Consider the following 16,217-nt stretch of genomic DNA (forward strand, 5'->3'; position numbering starts at 1 on the left):
TTGGCTAAAGCGAATCGTGTCCTCCGTTCGGGTGTTCTTCCTGGTCGTGGTCGACGTGCGCGGCGGTGCTGTCCGGGTGCTTCCAGTCGGTGATTTCGAGCAGCGCGCACGCCGCTACCGGTCAACACGGGTGGTGCCCGGTGGTGGCCGCGTGGATGTTCTGCGCGTAGCGGCCATCATGGGCGGCATTCCGACGGGACGTCCGATCGCGCGGCAGATCGTGTGGGGTGCCAGAAGTCGGCTATATGGTCTGACCTGCGGTTAGGCGGCTGCGGGTTCGTACTCGTTGATCAGGCCGCCGAGGACTGGTCGGCGGCGTGTCGAGGTGTAGCCCGGCTCTGCGATCGGCCGGTCTGGTCGCGGTGGTGTGAGTTGTAGGGCTTGGTGTGGTCGGCGGTGGTTGTAGTGGGAGACGTAGCGGTCCAGCACGGTCCGCAGGTGGTGTTCGTTGATGATGAGCAGTCGGTCGGTGGCTTCGCGTCTGACGGTGCCGACGAACCGTTCGGCGTAAGCGTTGGCTTGCGGGCACCGTGGTGGGATCTTCACGACCTGGATGCCGGTGGCGGAGAAGACCGCGTCGAACGAGGCGGTGAACTGTCCGGCCCGGTCGCGGATCAGGAACCGGAAGTCGTCGGCCCGGTTGCCGAGGTCCATGAGTAGGTTGCGGGCTTGTTGCGTGGTCAAGGGCCGTCCGGGTTCGTGGTGGTGCCGAGGATGTGCACGTAACGCGTGGCGACCTCCATTATGAAGAACACGTAGACGCGCTTGAGGGTGACGGCGCAGTCGACGTGGAAGAAGTCGCAGGCCAATAGGCCAGCTGCCTGGGCGCGCAGGAATCTGTGCCATGACATGCCGGTGTCACGCTGGGGCGCGGGCGGTACCCGCAGGCGCTTGAGCACACGGCGAACCGTTGACGCGGCTACCCGATGGCCGAGCTTGAGCAGCTCGCCCTGGATCCGGCGGTAGCCCCACCCGGTGTTCTCCAGGGCCATCCGTTCGATCATCGCCACGATGGTGTCGTCGATCGGAGGTCGGCCGGTGCGGTTCGGGTAGGTCCACTTCCTCGCGACCAGACGCCGGTGCCACCGCAGGACGGTGCCCGGTGTCACCAACCGGTGTTGCCGTAACCGGTCGGGTAGTCGTCGGACCAACGCGGCGAGCACCGCGCGATCGGCCCAGTCCAACCGCGGGCGGGGACTGACCCGACGTAGCACGGCGACTTCGTGCCGCAGTACCAGCAGCTCCACGTCCTTGGCCGCCGATGACCGGCCGAGCAGAACCAGCCAGCCGACGAGCCGCACGAAGATCAGGTACACCAGTCGTAGTGCCACGCCTCACGATCATGCTCCTGCAGCACGTAGTGCGCGATTGCCGCAGCTCAGCGCCTCAGCGCAGAGGTCTGGCATCCCACAGGCCGTCTGGAACGTGCACTACAACTACATCGACCACACACTGCCGCTGGAAACCAACCGCCAGTCACCCGGCTCCACGACGGCGTCACCAACGTCATGGCCTCATACACCTAACCGCAGGTCAGACCGTGTGGCCGACTATTGGCACCCCATACGCTCTATTAGCGACGATGCCTTTTCGAGCGGCACACCTTCGACAACCGCTGCCTATTCTGGCATTCCGATTTCCGTGCCTGCTGCTATGGGCGCGGTCCGCAGCGCATCGAGCAAGCCCTTTGCTGCCATCTCCCAGGTCCGTTTGCTCGCCATCACCTCGCGGACGGTGGCCGCAGTGACGCCGGCGGCCTCAGGATTCATGAGGACTGACCTGATTGCCTCACCCCAACGCCGGACGTCGAACTTGTCGCGTTTGATCGGTACCACCACCCGACCGGCCACATTGTGTGGAAGGAGTTCGTCGAGGAGCACCCCGAGGCCGCTCGACCCGCTGACCAACACCGGCTTCTCGGCGACGATCGCCTCCAGGCCTACAAGCCCGAAGCCCTCGGTACGCGAGGGCATGACGACCAGCGTGGCCCGTCGCATGTCCTGTTCGACGACCTCCGCACGCGCGGTGTACGCACGAGGCAGTATTCGTACGGGCTTGCCGTCGGTCCAGACCTCGACCAGTTCTCGCAGGCGTGCCTCGCCACCGATGGGAACGCCCCGGATCACCAGTTCGATTTCGGGCTCTCGTGGATCCCTCAGTTCGAGCAGATAGGCGATCGCACGAACTGCCAGGTCGAGGCCCTTGATGTCAGCCTCGCTCTCGCCGAGTCGGCCAGCTATCAGGATTTGGACGACCCGGCCACCACGGGGCGAGTTATGGTTCAGTCCCGGCTCGGCGATGTCGAACCCAGGGTCGAACCGCAATGGTGTCCGGGCTCCGGGGTAGCCGCCGAGGCCGACGCACAGCCGGTCGTGGAGCACAGGGCCGACTCCGTAGGCGAGCGCGGCACCCCTGGCGAGCTCCCACTCGTCTTCGACGCGTTCTTCACCCCGTTCCATGAGGCCCGGCTCCGGGGCGACCTTGTCGAACTCGACGTGGTCGGCGATAGTGTGCATGAAGTGAACCCGCCGCGCTGTGGTGAAGTAGTCCTCGACGATGCGCACGGCCGCCGGCCCTGTCTTCCGGCCGTGCCCGATGACGGCGTCCGGGACGGCACCTGCGGGCAGTGCCGGTCGTCGGGTCAACGACTTGTCACGCGGTTCGCCAGGGGTGCGTTTGGCGATGACCAGTTCGATTCCGACCACCGCGGCATCTCGGACCTCGGCATCCGACGCAACGGGCACATAACAGAACACTTCGGCGCCTGCCTCAGCCAATGAGACGCACAGCCGCCGATTGAAGGTACTCAGGCCGCCATGACCGGACGACCACTCGGTTGCGACCGCGAGCACGGTCGGCCCTTCCGTTCGACCGGCCTTTAACGATGGTTCTGTCGAAGCGGGGCGGGCCACGCTGGGCCGAAGCCGCTTGGCCTCGGGTGCGCCGATCGCGGAGTAGAGGTCAAGGGCGGCCGTCTTGTGCTGATCGGCCTCCTCGTGTTTCCCGAAGGAGGAGACGATGTCTCCCAGCGACTCCAGAGCGATCGCCTCCTCATAGATCCCGGACCCGGATCGTGCCTGGTCGATGGCGGCCTTGAGATAGTCGATGGCGCCGTCCCGGTCGCCGCCGCCGATCACCGCGCGCCCCAGATCGATGTAGACCTTGGCGATCTGCTTGGGCCGGAACCCGAGCCGTTCGTAGTCGGCCAGGACCGTGCGCAGGTCCGCGGTGGCTTCCTCCAGCATTCCGAGTTCGAGTTCGGCACGTGCGACGCAACGCAGTGCGATGGCAGCGTGCCATTCCGCCTGGTCGGATCGGTAGAAGTCATAGCACCGGCGACCCAACCGCAGCGCGTTCTCGTAGTCGGCCTCGTAGTAGTACAGCCAGGAACGGTTTTTGACCGCGTTGATCTCCCCGTGGACGTCATTCACGTCACGGAACGCGCCCTCGGCCATCACGTAGCACTTCTCGGCTTCCCTGTGCCTGCCCAACCTGGACAGCGCCATGCCCTGGTTGTTGAGGATGAGACCTTCCGCTCGGCGATCGCGCGTACGAGCCGCGGCATCGGCGGCGACGTGGTAGCAGTCTACCCAGACATCCCACTGCTTGGCCTCGTAGAAGTATCCGCGCAAGCAGTAGGCGAATTGCCAGCAAAGTTCGTCGTACCCGGCATCCGTCATGTACTTTAAGAGTATCGGGAAATTTTCCAGTTCGGCGCTCATCCAGGCCATCGCGGAATCGAAGTCCGCGAAGTCAGGTTGAGTGCGGGACTCGCCCTGAAGTGACAAGGTTATTCGATGGCGGTGCGGGACGATAGCCCTGTCCGCCGCGTCCGCCGCACGAACATAATACTCGAAGAGATTGCGTCGTGCGACGTCGAGTTCTTCGGCGGACACGGCATCCGTCCAGGTCCGGCGCAGATACGCGCGGAACAGGTCGTGCAGCCGGTATGCATTCCTGGAGTGGTGTTCGAGCAATCCAGCGCGTTTCAGTCGGTCCAAGACGAGTTCGGCGTCGGCTGAGGAGCGGTCTTCCAACGCCGCCACACTCGGCGTGTCGATTCGACTTCCCGGGTGGTGTGCAATGAGGACCAGAATCCGATGCTGGTCCGGAGAAAGGGAAGCGCAGGACGCCGAGAAAACGCCCATCATGCTCCGCTCGCCGTCGTCAAGCTCTTCAAAACGAGACTTCTCGTCGGTGAGCCGCAAAGCCACGTCTTCGAGAGTTCTAGACCAGTTGTCCCGGAACCGGGCCGCTACGATCCGGACCGCGAGCGGAAGGCGGCCACAGAGTTCCACGATGGAGCCGACCAACTCCGGGTCACCACGATCGGCCAAATCTTCAGGCAGGTCGGCAACCAGGTGGAAGAGGTGGATCGCGGACTTCCGGTCCAGCGTCTTCACCTGCCATTGCAGGGCGTCGTCCAGCGAAGTGAGTTGTGCGCGACCGGTCACTAGGACGGCCGATGTCGGTATCGGCGGTATCAGAGGTCGCACCTGATCGCTCGACTTGACTCCATCGAGTATCAGGAGGACGCGCTTATCAGACATCAACTGCCGATACTGGGCAGCGCGCTCGCCGACGTCATCCGGAATCAGCTCGCCGGGTACCCCCAACTGGCGGAGGACCGAGGCGACTACATCGGATGATGCATGAGGGTTGCCGTGGAGACGGTAGCCCTCCAGATCGACGTAGATACAGCCGTCTTGGTACTGGTCCCGGAGCAGTCTGGCTAATCGGATTGCCAGCGCGGTCTTGCCCGCTCCGCCGATACCGTGGAGGACGCATATCCGCGCGTGATCAGGTGATCTGTTGCCGTCGGAGGGCTTGAGGTACTGAATGAGGCTGGTGACGTCATCGTGACGACCGACGAAGTGAGTCGGCTCCAGAGGCGGGGCAAAAGAAGGGTGGGTTGCACGCCGAGGGCGAGCCGCACTCCTTGCCGCGAGCCTTCCCAGTTCGCCGCCGGTGTCGAGAGCCCTGTCGCAAAGGACGGCGAATTCGACCGTCGGACGCGAGATCCCCGTTTCGACCCGGCTGATCTGCGCAGTGCTGTAATGGATGACGCGACTCAGTGCCCGGAGGCTCAGCCCGTTGCCCACCCGCAGCTCTCGCAGTCGGGCCCCGAACATGTCGTCACCGGGCATCGAACAGGCCTCCTCTCGCCGGGGGCAGCTTAGCGGGTTCTCGCCGCTGCAGGAAGCGCTCTGAACGGAGGCGGGTCGACCCAGGCGTTACACATTTCAATGGAGACAATGTAACGGTATGCCGAGGACTGCAGACCCGGTACCGTGCCGGGTAGGAGGAAGGAGCAGCCACGTGTCGAGCGACGCCGGAACACCCCGGTTCGACGTGTTCCTGTCGCGCAGCGGCTCGGACCGCACGCCGGTGAGGGCACTGGCGAGGGCGCTGCGCCGAATCGGCGTGCGGGTGTTCCTGGACGAGGACTCAATCACCCGATTCACCGGCATCAGCAGCAGCATCGCGAACGCCCTTGCATCCTCCAAGACCCTGGTCGCGTACTACTCTGCCGACTATGCGATCAGGGCCGCCTGTCAACATGAGCTGATGATCGCGTTTCTCGCCGGACAGCGGGAAGGCGACGCGCTCCGCAGGGTCATGGTCATCAACCCGGAGCCGAACAACCGCCATCTGGCACCCGCAGAGCTCGCCGACGCCCTGTTCGCGCGACCGGCGACCACTGACGGGGCGCTCGACGAACTGGCACGGGAGATCAAGGCGCGGACGGCTCCGATCCCGACCGGCATCGGAGCGTCGGGGCCCCTCATGCGACCAGGTCCCCACGCCACTGACACCTTCGGATTCGTCGGTCGGTACCGCGAATTGTGGGAACTTCACAGCGGGTTGATCGCGCCGACCTTTCCGATGACCCAGGCCTGGCGCAGCACTGCCGCCGCATCGATTTGCGGTCTTCCCGGCTCCGGCAAGTCAGCGCTCGCCGCAGCCTACGTGACACGGTTCCACGGCGCACACCCGGCCGGAGCGTGGTGGGTCAGCCTGAGCGGCACCGCAACGTCAGCCATGGCGGTGGACGCCTACGTATCCGCCCTGGAACGCTTCGGTCGACTGTGCGGTCCCGACCACCCAGGCGTCCTCGTCGTCGACGACGTGCCGGCGCACCTGGATGTTGTTGCACTCGGCCAGTACGCTGCGCCACCCGGTCTGCGAACAGTGTTCGTGAGCAATGAGAATCTCTTCGACGTTCGCATGCCAGTGATCGAACTGGGCCCGATGGCACACCACGACGCCGTTGCCGTCCTCTCCCGCCGCAGGCCGCCCGAGAACGACGGCGAATCGACTGCACTTTCCAAAGTGGCACATCTGCTCGGCCACCACGCGGGTGCGCTTGTGACCGCAGCCCATCACCTTGAAGACCGACAAGGGCTTCTCTCCTACGCCGAATACGCAACGCAGCTCACCAGCATGACGCCGTCTTTGGCCACGCTTGCTGCACCCTTCCGGTCCCTGATCGACGGCCTCTGCCACGACGAGAGGCTTGTGCTGAGCGTCATACTTCTGACTGGCTCGCTCACGATACCCGCACGACTTCTTCGGACACTCGAGCAGCGCGACCCCGGACCGGCGCTGTCCCGACTCCGTTGTCGCATGATTGCCAAGCGGTCGGGAACGATCTGGAGATTCGAGCCCTTACCGGTCGTCGCGTTCCAGCGGTTCGGCAAGGTCACGGCACCCAATTGGAAGGCGAGCAACCTCGTTGCCGAGGCGGTACGGGAGATGATGGCCGACCCTGATATCGGCGCCGACGAATGGGCTTGCGTGGCGGACGTCGCCAGCCGTCTTCGGAAGCACACCACCAGCCCCACGGCAGCAGAGGGCTTGCGCTTATTCCTCGGCAGGCGATGGATGATCGAGAAGTCCTCATCGAGTGCGTCTCCGAACGACGGCTACGCCGGAAGTAGCGCTCCTGCAACAGCCGTGCATTGAAGCCTCTTGGGCCTGCAGGCATGCGTGGAAGCCACAGCAGCAGTAGTTGCGACCGTAGGTACGGCGTCTGGGTCGGATCGACGAGCCTCGGCTCGAACGCACCCGTACAGCACCGCAGCGTCGTGGTCGATGCCTGCCGAAAATGTCATCCGTGTAGGTCAGGCAGCATAGTGGTATTCATTGAGGATGCCGCCCAGTCGTTGTAGTCGGCGGATGTCGAGTCGGGTGACCGCTGCTTGATGGGTGGCTGGCTGTGGCAGTGGTTGTAGTGGTCTGGCATTGGCGATGCCTCCCTTTACCTGCATGAATGGAGTTCTTGGCAGGTACAGGGTTATCTTGTACAGCAGGGACACGATCACCCGGACATGCTCTCAAGACGGTGAAGCCTTCGCTCTACCAGCGACGATGTCTTTCCGAGCTGCGCAGGCTTAGCCCCGACGAGTACGAAGCCGCCTGGCACGCCACCCAGGCCGAACCGACTGCCATCCCGGCATCACCGACCCGATCCAGGTGACAACCGCCTCGGGTTATCGGGGGAACCTCAGGCAGTCGCGCGGGTCGCTGCGTGGCGGTCCGCACAGAGAAAGAACGCGTCGACCGAAAACAAGGATGGCCCAGATAATACGAAGGTGCCTTGCGGATCGACACCGCCGTTCGTCCCTGTCGAGTCGTGGCCCCTAGTGTCGAAGGCGTCGAACCGTCCAGGATGAGTGCAGAGGCTCAGTTCGAGGGTGTAGGGACATGTTCGTCATAGGTTCTTTCTGGCGGCATGGGCGCGTTCGACCACCTCCTCCGGGCTGAGCGGCGCGGCGGGGTGGTGCGTCAGGCACAGCGGTGTGGTGATCTTGTGGAAGCCGGATGCCTCACCCGAGAGGTAGAATTGCGCGCGTGCCAGGCGGGAGATGTCCTTGACCGGCGTTCCCTTCGCTCGGGCGAGGTCGTTCACCGCATCGATCTGGACGTTGCTGTTCAGGCGGCCGTAGAACTGGGTCATCGCGTTCCCCACCACCTGGTTGTGCAAACCCTTTGGTGCCTGGGTGGCGAAAACCAGGCCGAGGCCGTACTTGCGGGCCTGTGAGGCCAGCACAATCGTGCTATGTGTACTGGCGGTCATCGACCCCGCCCCGGCGAAGGACTGAGCCTCGTCCATCACGTACAGAGCACCTAGGGGGCGGTCGCCCGCCGGATTGCGTTTGATCCACGCGAACAGTTCCATCTGCAACTGGTTGACGAAGTTGCGCCGCTGCTCCTCCGCGCGCAGGCCGATGAAACTGATTACTGATACCTTCGCGCGCTTGCCCTGGGGCGGAGTGATGAGCACGCCGGGGTCGATCGGTTCGCCGCCCCCCGCCAGCAGCGGGTCATTCACCATCGCTGCCTTGAGAGCCTCGGCTAGTTCGGCCCCGATGCGGCGACTGTCGTTGAGGGTGCTGGCGTCGTCCGGTAGATCGGACAGAAGCGCGATCAAGCCGGGCAAACCACTCGCACCACTCGCAGCGTTCGTCGCGTAGTGAGTGATCGCCTCCCGCAGCACGGCTCGCCGGATGTTCGCACGCCCCGTAGTGCCCGTGATCCGCAGTTGCGCCCCCAAGGTCCCCGTTGCCATCTCGACGGCGACCTCGAACTCGTCGGGGTCGCCGAGGACCTCGGTGAAGTCCGGCAGCGGCCGCAGCGTGAGCTGCCTCCCGGCAGTCCAGCCGGGTGTCCAGATCATGACATCGGTCTCGTCCAGATAGCGTCGCGCCAGGTCGGCGTCGTAGGCGGCCCAGGCCGAGGGAGGATCCGGCCAGGCATCGCCGAGCCGCGCGAGGTCGTTGTTCGGGTCCAGCACGATCGCCGACACTCCACGCAGGGCGCACTCCTCCACGATGCGGCGCAGCAGCACAGTCTTGCCGGAGCCCGAACCGGCGAACACCGCGGCGTGCTGACGCAGCTCGGCCAGCTCAACGGTCACCGCCCGGCCGTCTGCCGCGGTCCCCAGCGGCACCGTGTTCGACAGCGGTGCGGTTCGGGCTCCGCCACCACTCTCGACGACGGTGGGCAACACGCTCGACAGTAGCTCGGAGCTACTCGCGGGCTTGCGATCGACCAGCCACGCGAGGAATTCCGCGCTCTCCGTCCAGATCTGCGACAGCGCCCAGAACGTCCGCAGATCGTCGTCCGAAATCATGCACCGCGTGCCACCGGCCGCCTCGAACGCCTTAACCTCTGCGGACGTGGTCGGCCCCTGGGACCAGTGACCGTTGCGGATGATGACCAGGCGATTGCTGCCACCCATCTCGAGCCCTGCCGCGGACTTGGCCTTGCGCAGGCGGCTGAGCACGGCGTTGTGATGCGGTGCCGAGATCATCCGGAACGCCCACTGCTCAGTCAAATCGGACGCCTCGTCCACCGTGTGGATCAGCCGGACGTGCAGGTCACTCGCGTCGGGACCACGTTCCCATTCCATGCGGTGCCCGCCCAGCTCGGTGACCCACGAGCGCAGAGCGGCGGACAGGACCGCGCGGACCACCCCGTCCTCGGCGGCCGGGTCGAGCAGCGACTCGACGTTCACAGCCGACCGCAGCTTCTCGAACTCCTCATTCAGCTCATCAAACCGACCCGGCTCGACCGCCAGGTCCACCGCCGCGTGGTCCCGGTCTGCAGCGCGCCCGTCGTCGGTGAAGGTAGTCAGTTCGCTGATCTCGCCTGCCCGCAGGCTCGCGTCGATGTGAGTGCTGAGCCGTTTCCACAGCTCGCGCGGCGTCTGCTGTTCCCAGCCCCCCTCGAAGGCCTCGGGCGCGACCGGCCAGGTCGGGTGCGGCGGGTCAAAGCCCGTCGCCTGGTAGGCGACGGACAGGCGCCGTTCGACCAGAGCGCGCCCGACATCGCCGTCGGCGACGCGGTTGAGGATGAGCGACTCGCGGAACCGGTCGCTCACCGTGTCGGATGCCGCAGCGCCGATGCTCGACCAGGTGCGGGGCAGGCACATCAGCACGGTCACCGTGCGCCGGGTGAGCTCGCGCAACCGCATCAAGCCGTCAGCGATCCTCGCAACCAGGAGTTCCCCAGCCGGACCAGAGTCGCTGCCGTGCCGTTGGGACTGGGCGATCAGGGTGTCGAGCTGGTCCACACCGATTACCACCGGCCCGCTCAGCGCCAGCAGTCGGGTGATGTCTTGGACCCGGGTCATGGCGGGTTTGGGAGTGGCCCGGATGCCCCAAGGAGTCCGCTCATCGGACTTGTTCTCGTCGACCCCGGTCAGGTGGCATTCACCGACGTAGCTTGTCTCGGGGTCGTGCCGCGCGTACAGCACCATCGCCCGCGCGGTGTCGGAACACTCGATCGCGACCTGCCGGTCGAGTGTGCGCAGGCCCGCGAGAAACGCGTCGAGGTCCTCCCGCGTTACCGGCCACCCGTCGACGATACGGGTGGACACGTCTGGGTTGACGCGACCGCGCTCACAGGCACGCCTGAGGAACCGGCTCAACTGGGTGGTGCCGTCGTCTGAGTCGCGGGAGAGCCCGCGCCGCAGTGACTCGGCAGTGTTCTCCCAGAACGCGTCGCCCGCAGTGAGGTCGTTGAGGAAGAAATAACCGCCCTGCTCGTGCGCCCGCCGCCGAACCAGACCCAGCAGGTGCGTCTTCCCCACTCCTTTCTGCCCCTGCAGGACCAGGCCGATCGGACTGGGACCGATGCTGCCGCGCGCGTCGGCGACGGCGTTGTCGATGGCCGTCACCGCCTCGGCGTGTAGGGCGTCGACGTGCCACGCGGAGTCCTGCCAGACATCGTCGGGGGTGTTGGCCCAGTTGATCCGCAGCGAGGCCAGAGCCGCACGCCGGTCGGTCATGACGCCTCGATGGAGATCAGGTGGTTGTCCTCGCCGCCGAGTCGGATCGCGGCGGCGTGGTCGGCATCAGTGAGCACTTTGCGGTCGGATTCCGGAACCAGGTGCGCTTTGCCGGACCGGTCGAGTTCCTTCAGCACCGCATCGACGTCCTCCCGACGCGCTTGGACGAGCATCGCCCGCATGTCGGTCAGCGACACCCAGGCGCGCGATCCCCTGGCGAGCTTGTAGTAGGCGCTGTGGACCCGCTCAACGATCTCAGCCTCGGTCAGTTCGACCTCCGGCGTGAAGATCTCCTCAAGCCGCAGCCCTTCACGCTGCCGGTACTGCTCGAGCGCGCCGAGCAGCGTGTACAGGGCGATCGCCAGGGTGCTGCGCGGGCGTGGCGGCGTGGGTTCGCCGTGCTTCATCTCCGATTGACACCACATCAAACCTTTGTTTGTCAGTCGGTGCACGAAGGAACTCGTCGGCTTCGGCCTGGTGCTTTCCACCAAGCTCCTGTTGTTGAGGTCGCGCCGCTCCTCGCCGTCAAGGGGAAACCCGACGGTGTCGCGCAATTCGGTGTTCGAAACCTCCCTCGATAGTGCCATAAGGATGAACATGACCGCAGCTTGCTTGTGCCCCAGTCGGTCTGCCACTCCAACTCCTCCCGTGTCCGCGAGATCGAGCTCGTGGACACGCACCGGTGACGGCGATTCGGCCGCAATAGTAGGCGACGGCGCCGAGCGCGGCCCAGAGGAAAAACTCGACACATGTACGACAGTTTCTGGACAACTGCGTGTCCGGTCGCTGCGCCATAGCTCCGGAGGAGGCACGATCGGTGATGTGACCAACGGGAACCTCTCTGCTCGGGAACCCGTGGGCGGCACTGACGATGCGGCCCCGCGCGTGTTCATCAGCTATTCCCATGACACGCCCGAGCATCAACAGCAAGTGCACCGACTAGCGACTTTCCTCCGTATGCGCATGGGCCTCGACGTGCATGTGGACCTCTGGTACGACAACGTCCGCCGGGACTGGTCCTTGTGGGCGATCGAACAGCTCTCCGAGGCGAACTTCATCCTGGTGATCGCATCACCGAAGTTCAAACAGAGAGCGGACGGGATGGCATCGCCCCACGAGGGCCGGGGTGCTCAATTTGAGGCCGCGATTCTTCGTGACAACCTCACGAGGAACCTCAAGGAACAGACCGAGCGGATCCTCCCGGTGGTACTCCCGGGGCGCTCGATCGAAGAGATCCCCATCTTTCTCAACGCCTATTCCACTACGAGGTTCGAAATCTCGGAGTTCACCGAGGACGGGGTGGCCGACCTCATCGCCGCGATCACCGGCGATGGCCGCCACCAGATGCCCGAGCGCGGTGTGTGGCGCGGGGGAGCGCGCACGACACCGCCGGCCGAACCGCTGACGGTGGCGCGGATGCCTTGGGTGCTCAGCACGCCAGACCTCCGGTCGGGCGACGCGGTCCTCAAAGGGGTGCGGTACGCCGACAGCATCGTCATGCGACCGAGTTCGGTATCTACCGAAGCCACGGGCTTCCTGGACCTGGACCTCGGTGGCCGGTTCCAGACGATGTGCTCGGCGATCGGGGTGCTCGGTGACGACACCGAGCGGTCTCAGGTCGGACTCTTCAAGGTCCACGTCGACGGGGTCGCGCAGTTCGAACGCCAGGTGCTGCCCGGGACCCCGGAGATGATCAGGGTCGACGTCGCGGGCGCGCTGCGATTGCGGCTGGAGATGTCGAGGTCATGGCGAACAGTCGCCAATGACCTGATGCGCGGGGCGGATGCGGACTGGCGGCCATCGCGGCTGCCGGAGTTGGCGTGGGGCAATCCGATCCTGCGCTAGGGCCGGCTTTGGTGCCGCTAGGCCCACAGCAGGCCGTAGGACCGGTACGGCGCGAGGTCACGGAACACGTGCCGCACCTCGCCGACCGGGTCCAGGCCGACGGTGGCTCGGCGCACCGTGGGGTCGCCCGCCTCGTGGGCGAAGGCGCCGTCGACTACCTGGACCCGGCTCGGCCCGCGCGAGCGGCCGAACCGAACCCGCAGGTCGAACAGTTCGCAGGGGTAGGCCGGTGTGCAGACGTAGTACGGCGACATGACCGGCACCCCGACCATGAACTCGATGTCGTGCTCCTCGTCGGCATCGAGTACGCGGCTGAGTCGCAGGTCGAACTCGACGCGAGTGGCGGCGACGCGCCGGGTGGCGGTCACTTCTCCGCCGGAGAGCATACGCAGTCGCAGTCCACCCACGGCGTCGCGGTCGTCCGTTCCGGGCGGCGCGACCGTGAGGGAGTGCCGGATCACGTCCAGGCCGCTCACATGGCTGGTGAACCTGCGTGTCTCGATCACCTCGACCTCCGGTTGGTCCAGCAGCACTCTCGTCCGCAGAACAGTGGTATGCCAGGGTGCCCGGTTCCGGGCGGCCACCTCGGCGCGCTGTTCGGCCAGCGCGCGTTCGGCGAGCAACCGCAGCGCTTCGTCGCTGCGGCGTTGCAGCGACCGCGGGCTCAGGTTAAGCGCGGGCACCTGCGGTGCCAGGGCCACCAGACGCTCGGTGTAGCGGACCAAGGGTGGTGCGTCGAAGCCGAGCGCCGCACGGGCGACAGTCCGGTACGGCTCCCTCAAACCGTCGGACAGACGGTCGAACGTGGCGCGGATCTTCTGGCGGGTCTGCCACTCGGTGTCGCTCTCGATTGCGCCGCTGACCAGGCGAACCACGGGCCCGAACTCGTCGATCGGTTGAGAACCGTTGATTCCAAACCCTTTGCGCAGCAACTTCAATTCATTGAACAGGGTCTCGGTATTGCCACTTCGCCTGTCGCTAACCGTGTCCATCCGTCCACCCCCGGTGCGATGCCCTGGTCGCGCAGTGTACCGGCGGGCGACGTGATCGCCACTGCGCCGAATGGCTGGCGCACCGTTTCGGAAACCCCTGAAACGCCGCAGGCAGAGGTCCTGTCGTGTACCGAAACCGTTTCCCCGCTGGAAACCCCTTCACCGCGTTCGCCTGGCTCGCCCAAGATTGGGCAGACCGACCGGTCGACCGACCCAAGCACCAGTGATTCGTTTGTCGTACGACGGCGTGCGCGAACGCTTTGCCGAAGGGAAGACCTATGCACACGCACCTGCTCCCCACCGTGCTCGACGCCCCGCTGTTCCTGCTCGGGTAGCCACCCGTCCGGTCCACGGCCGTGAATCGTGGACCGGACTACCACCTTCACCACAGGAGATCCCACTGATGCGTCACATCGGCTCGGACCTGCGCCGCTGGCGAGACCGGCGCGGCCATTCGCTGGCCGAGTTCGCCAGGATGATCGATTACAGCAAGGGGCATCTGAGCAAGATCGAGAACAACAAGGAGAACCCCTCGTTCGACCTCGTCAACGCCTATGATCGCGCACTCCGGGCAAACGGGCAGTTGTTGGCGCTGTTCACCACCGGCCGGGCCAAGTCCATGCACCGTTCTGCTCTGCCCGCCGCCCCCCGCCACTTCGTCGGTCACGGGCCGAAGCTGGAGCTGCTGACCAACGTCATCGCCGCACCGCAGGACAACCGGGTCGTCGTCGTCACCGGCCTCGGGGGCTCGGGCAAGACCACGCTTGCGGTCATGGCTGCACAGTTGGTGGGGACGAACTTCCTCGACGGCATCCTGTTCGTTGACCTGCGCGGCTACTCGGCCGAGCCTGCGCTAAGCGCCGTGGACGCAGCGTACCGGTTGCTGCGCCAGCTCGGAACCGACGCCAGCCTGATCCCAGTCGACCCGTACGACAGGATCACGATGGCGCGCGAGATCCTTTCTACGCGCAACGTCCTGGTCGTGCTGGACAACGCGAGATCCACCGACCAGGTCGTTCCGCTGATTCCCGCAGGCTTGTCAAGCAGGCTGATCGTGACCAGCCGCCACCACCTCGCCGCGATGGACGAAGCGATTCGTGTGCCTCTCGGAATGCTTGACGACTCCGACGGGGTCGCCCTGTTCCGGGCAATCTGCGGTGAGCGTCCCTCGGTCGACGACGCCGCCGTGGTGCAACTGGTGCGGCAGTGCGGCGGGCTCCCGCTGGCGATTCGGATCGCGGCGTCCAGGTTCGCCACCGGATCGTGGACCGCGACCCGGTTCGCCACGCTCGTCGACCGCCGCACCAGTCTCCTGACCGCGCTGGACGATGGCGAACGCAGTGTCACGGGTGTGCTCGGCCTGTCCTACAGCACTCTCCCGCCCGCCGAGCGCAAGCTCTTGGGCCTGCTCACCATCCACCCCTACGGAACTATCGCGGAATGGTCCATCGAGGCCTGGCTCGACTTGAGCGGTGAACCCGTGGACGAAGCCCTCGACCGGCTGCACGACGCCAATCTGATCACCCGCGACGAGCACGGTGACATCGGGCTGCACGACCTGGTTCGAGCGTTCGCCGTGCATCAGGCGGTATCCGATGTGTGCGACCAGGCTCGCCAGGCCGCGACGTCGCGGCTGATCGACCTCGCGTTGGGTGCCGCGGCGGCCGCCGATCGCCTGATCGAACCGCACCGCCACCTCCCGTGTACACCGCCTCCTCCCGCGCGGCTCCCGTTCCGGGACGCGGACACGGCGAGGAAGTGGTTGCTCGCGTGGTGGCCCATGCTGACAGGCGTGGTCGAGTTGGCGGCCGGTGACGCACGGTCCTGGCAGCTCGCGCTCGTCCTGCGGGGGTTCTTCTTCGCCGACCGCCTCTTCGGGCCATGGGTGACCACCCATCGCACCGCCCTCGCCACCGCGGACGCCCTGGGTGATCGGGCCGCCCAGGCGATGATCCTGAACAGCCTCGGCATGGCCCACGTGGAAATGGGTGATCTAGCTGAGGCCGCCGAGGCGCACCTGCGTGCCCAGACCGTCCACGCGGAGACCGGAGACCGGCGCGGGCAGATCGACGCGCGATCCAGCCTCGCCTGGGTGCGGCTGTACGAGGGGCGCGCTGAGGAGGCGATCATCGACCTCGACGCCGCGCTGGACTTCTACCGGTCTACCGGCCTGACCCGCAACACCTTGATCGCCCTGCGCGGACTGGCGTTCGCCTCCACGGCGGTGGGTAGGCACGACGTTGCCGCCGAGTACGCCCGTGAGGCGGTAGCTCGGGCGCGGCAACCGCTGGAGGCAGCCATGGGGACCAACTGCCTGGCCTGGGTCGACTTCCACGCAGACCGTCTGGACGACGCCTGCCGGCACTACAGCGAAGCAGTCGAATTCGCCGCGCAGGCGGACAGCCGCTACGAGATGACCCGTGCCCTGCTCGGTCTGGGCAACGTCGAGTCCCGCCAGGGCCGCTGGTCCCGTGCCGCTGACCTGTGGCGGCACGCGGAAGCCCAGTCGGTCTGGGTCAACCCCGCTACCGTCGTCGAAGCTATCGCCCACCACGACCTCGACCGCGGAAGTCGAAGGTAACCGC

General features: G+C 65.8%; 11 protein-coding genes and 1 pseudogene. 5 read left to right on the top strand and 7 right to left on the bottom strand.

Annotation, left to right across the window (positions count from 1 at the left end; genetic code table 11):
• The first annotated feature begins 31 nt into the window (after window positions 1-31).
• On the top strand, window positions 32-265 hold the full coding sequence (locus ACR807_RS04720; RefSeq protein ID WP_438919950.1) for a hypothetical protein: 234 nt from the start codon (window positions 32-34) through the stop codon (window positions 263-265).
• Here the strand turns inward: ACR807_RS04720 and ACR807_RS04725 are convergent.
• Complete coding sequence (locus ACR807_RS04725) at window positions 262-654, bottom strand: integrase core domain-containing protein (RefSeq protein WP_438919951.1); 393 nt, start codon at window positions 652-654, stop codon at window positions 262-264. The genes ACR807_RS04720 and ACR807_RS04725 overlap by 4 nt on opposite strands.
• Window positions 655-680: 26 nt before the next feature.
• Window positions 681-1,331 carry a helix-turn-helix domain-containing protein gene (locus ACR807_RS04730; RefSeq protein WP_438919952.1) on the bottom strand — a complete coding sequence of 217 codons (651 nt, stop codon included), beginning with the start codon at window positions 1,329-1,331 and terminating at the stop codon, window positions 681-683.
• 85 nt (window positions 1,332-1,416) lie between these two features.
• On the opposite strand from ACR807_RS04730, the pseudogene ACR807_RS04735 reads away from it, so the two are divergent.
• Window positions 1,417-1,526 (top strand): annotated as a pseudogene (locus ACR807_RS04735) (IS481 family transposase); the annotation flags it as partial.
• Between the two features lie 93 nt (window positions 1,527-1,619).
• On the opposite strand, the gene ACR807_RS04740 reads toward ACR807_RS04735, so the two are convergent.
• The gene (locus ACR807_RS04740; protein WP_438919953.1) at window positions 1,620-5,147 is read right to left on the bottom strand and encodes a glycosyltransferase; all 3,528 of its coding nucleotides are present in this window, start codon (window positions 5,145-5,147) and stop codon (window positions 1,620-1,622) included.
• A gap of 172 nt (window positions 5,148-5,319) precedes the next feature.
• Between ACR807_RS04740 and ACR807_RS04745 the strand changes: the two genes are divergently transcribed.
• Window positions 5,320-6,966 carry a TIR domain-containing protein gene (locus tag ACR807_RS04745; protein WP_438919954.1) on the top strand — a complete coding sequence of 549 codons (1,647 nt, stop codon included), beginning with the start codon at window positions 5,320-5,322 and terminating at the stop codon, window positions 6,964-6,966.
• A 158-nt stretch (window positions 6,967-7,124) separates the two neighbouring features.
• Here ACR807_RS04745 and ACR807_RS04750 read toward each other — a convergent pair whose 3' ends face one another.
• The 3 genes from ACR807_RS04750 to ACR807_RS04760 form a co-directional block, all read right to left on the bottom strand.
• Window positions 7,125-7,325, bottom strand: coding sequence for a hypothetical protein (locus ACR807_RS04750; protein ID WP_438919955.1), 201 nt, complete (start codon window positions 7,323-7,325; stop codon window positions 7,125-7,127).
• Window positions 7,326-7,714: 389 nt separating this feature from the next.
• A complete protein-coding gene (locus ACR807_RS04755) occupies window positions 7,715-10,795 on the bottom strand; it encodes a helicase HerA domain-containing protein (protein ID WP_438919956.1) in 3,081 nt (1,026 codons plus the stop codon).
• Window positions 10,792-11,430 (bottom strand): hypothetical protein, encoded by a 639-nt coding sequence (locus ACR807_RS04760; RefSeq protein ID WP_438919957.1) that lies wholly within the window; start codon window positions 11,428-11,430, stop codon window positions 10,792-10,794. Before ACR807_RS04760 ends, ACR807_RS04755 begins: the two co-directional genes overlap by 4 nt.
• 187 nt (window positions 11,431-11,617) lie before the next feature.
• On the opposite strand from ACR807_RS04760, the gene ACR807_RS04765 reads away from it, so the two are divergent.
• Window positions 11,618-12,640, top strand: a complete 1,023-nt coding sequence (locus tag ACR807_RS04765; RefSeq protein WP_438919958.1) for an SEFIR domain-containing protein — start codon at window positions 11,618-11,620, stop codon at window positions 12,638-12,640.
• A 17-nt stretch (window positions 12,641-12,657) separates the two neighbouring features.
• Here the strand turns inward: ACR807_RS04765 and ACR807_RS04770 are convergent, their stop codons facing one another.
• Window positions 12,658-13,632, bottom strand: a complete 975-nt coding sequence (locus tag ACR807_RS04770; RefSeq protein ID WP_438919959.1) for a hypothetical protein — start codon at window positions 13,630-13,632, stop codon at window positions 12,658-12,660.
• Between the two features lie 403 nt (window positions 13,633-14,035).
• Here ACR807_RS04770 and ACR807_RS04775 point away from each other — a divergent pair, with 403 nt between their 5' ends.
• Window positions 14,036-16,213 (top strand): tetratricopeptide repeat protein, encoded by a 2,178-nt coding sequence (locus ACR807_RS04775; protein ID WP_438919960.1) that lies wholly within the window; start codon window positions 14,036-14,038, stop codon window positions 16,211-16,213.
• Window positions 16,214-16,217 lie beyond the last annotated feature (4 nt).

Origin of the sequence: Saccharothrix sabaoui (genome assembly GCF_051756985.1) — a bacterium.
Classification (GTDB): Bacteria; Actinomycetota; Actinomycetes; order Mycobacteriales; family Pseudonocardiaceae; genus Actinosynnema.

What these genes read in the sequence shown, in the direction of transcription:
- ACR807_RS04725 (WP_438919951.1), bottom strand. Translation starts at nt 654, where the DNA reads ATGGACCTCGGCAACCGGGCCGACGACTTCCGGTTCCTGATCCGCGAC.
- ACR807_RS04740 (WP_438919953.1), bottom strand. Translation starts at nt 5,147, where the DNA reads ATGCCCGGTGACGACATGTTCGGGGCCCGACTGCGAGAGCTGCGGGTG.
- ACR807_RS04755 (WP_438919956.1), bottom strand. Translation starts at nt 10,795, where the DNA reads ATGACCGACCGGCGTGCGGCTCTGGCCTCGCTGCGGATCAACTGGGCC.
- ACR807_RS04770 (WP_438919959.1), bottom strand. Translation starts at nt 13,632, where the DNA reads ATGGACACGGTTAGCGACAGGCGAAGTGGCAATACCGAGACCCTGTTC.
- ACR807_RS04775 (WP_438919960.1), top strand. Translation starts at nt 14,036, where the DNA reads ATGCGTCACATCGGCTCGGACCTGCGCCGCTGGCGAGACCGGCGCGGC.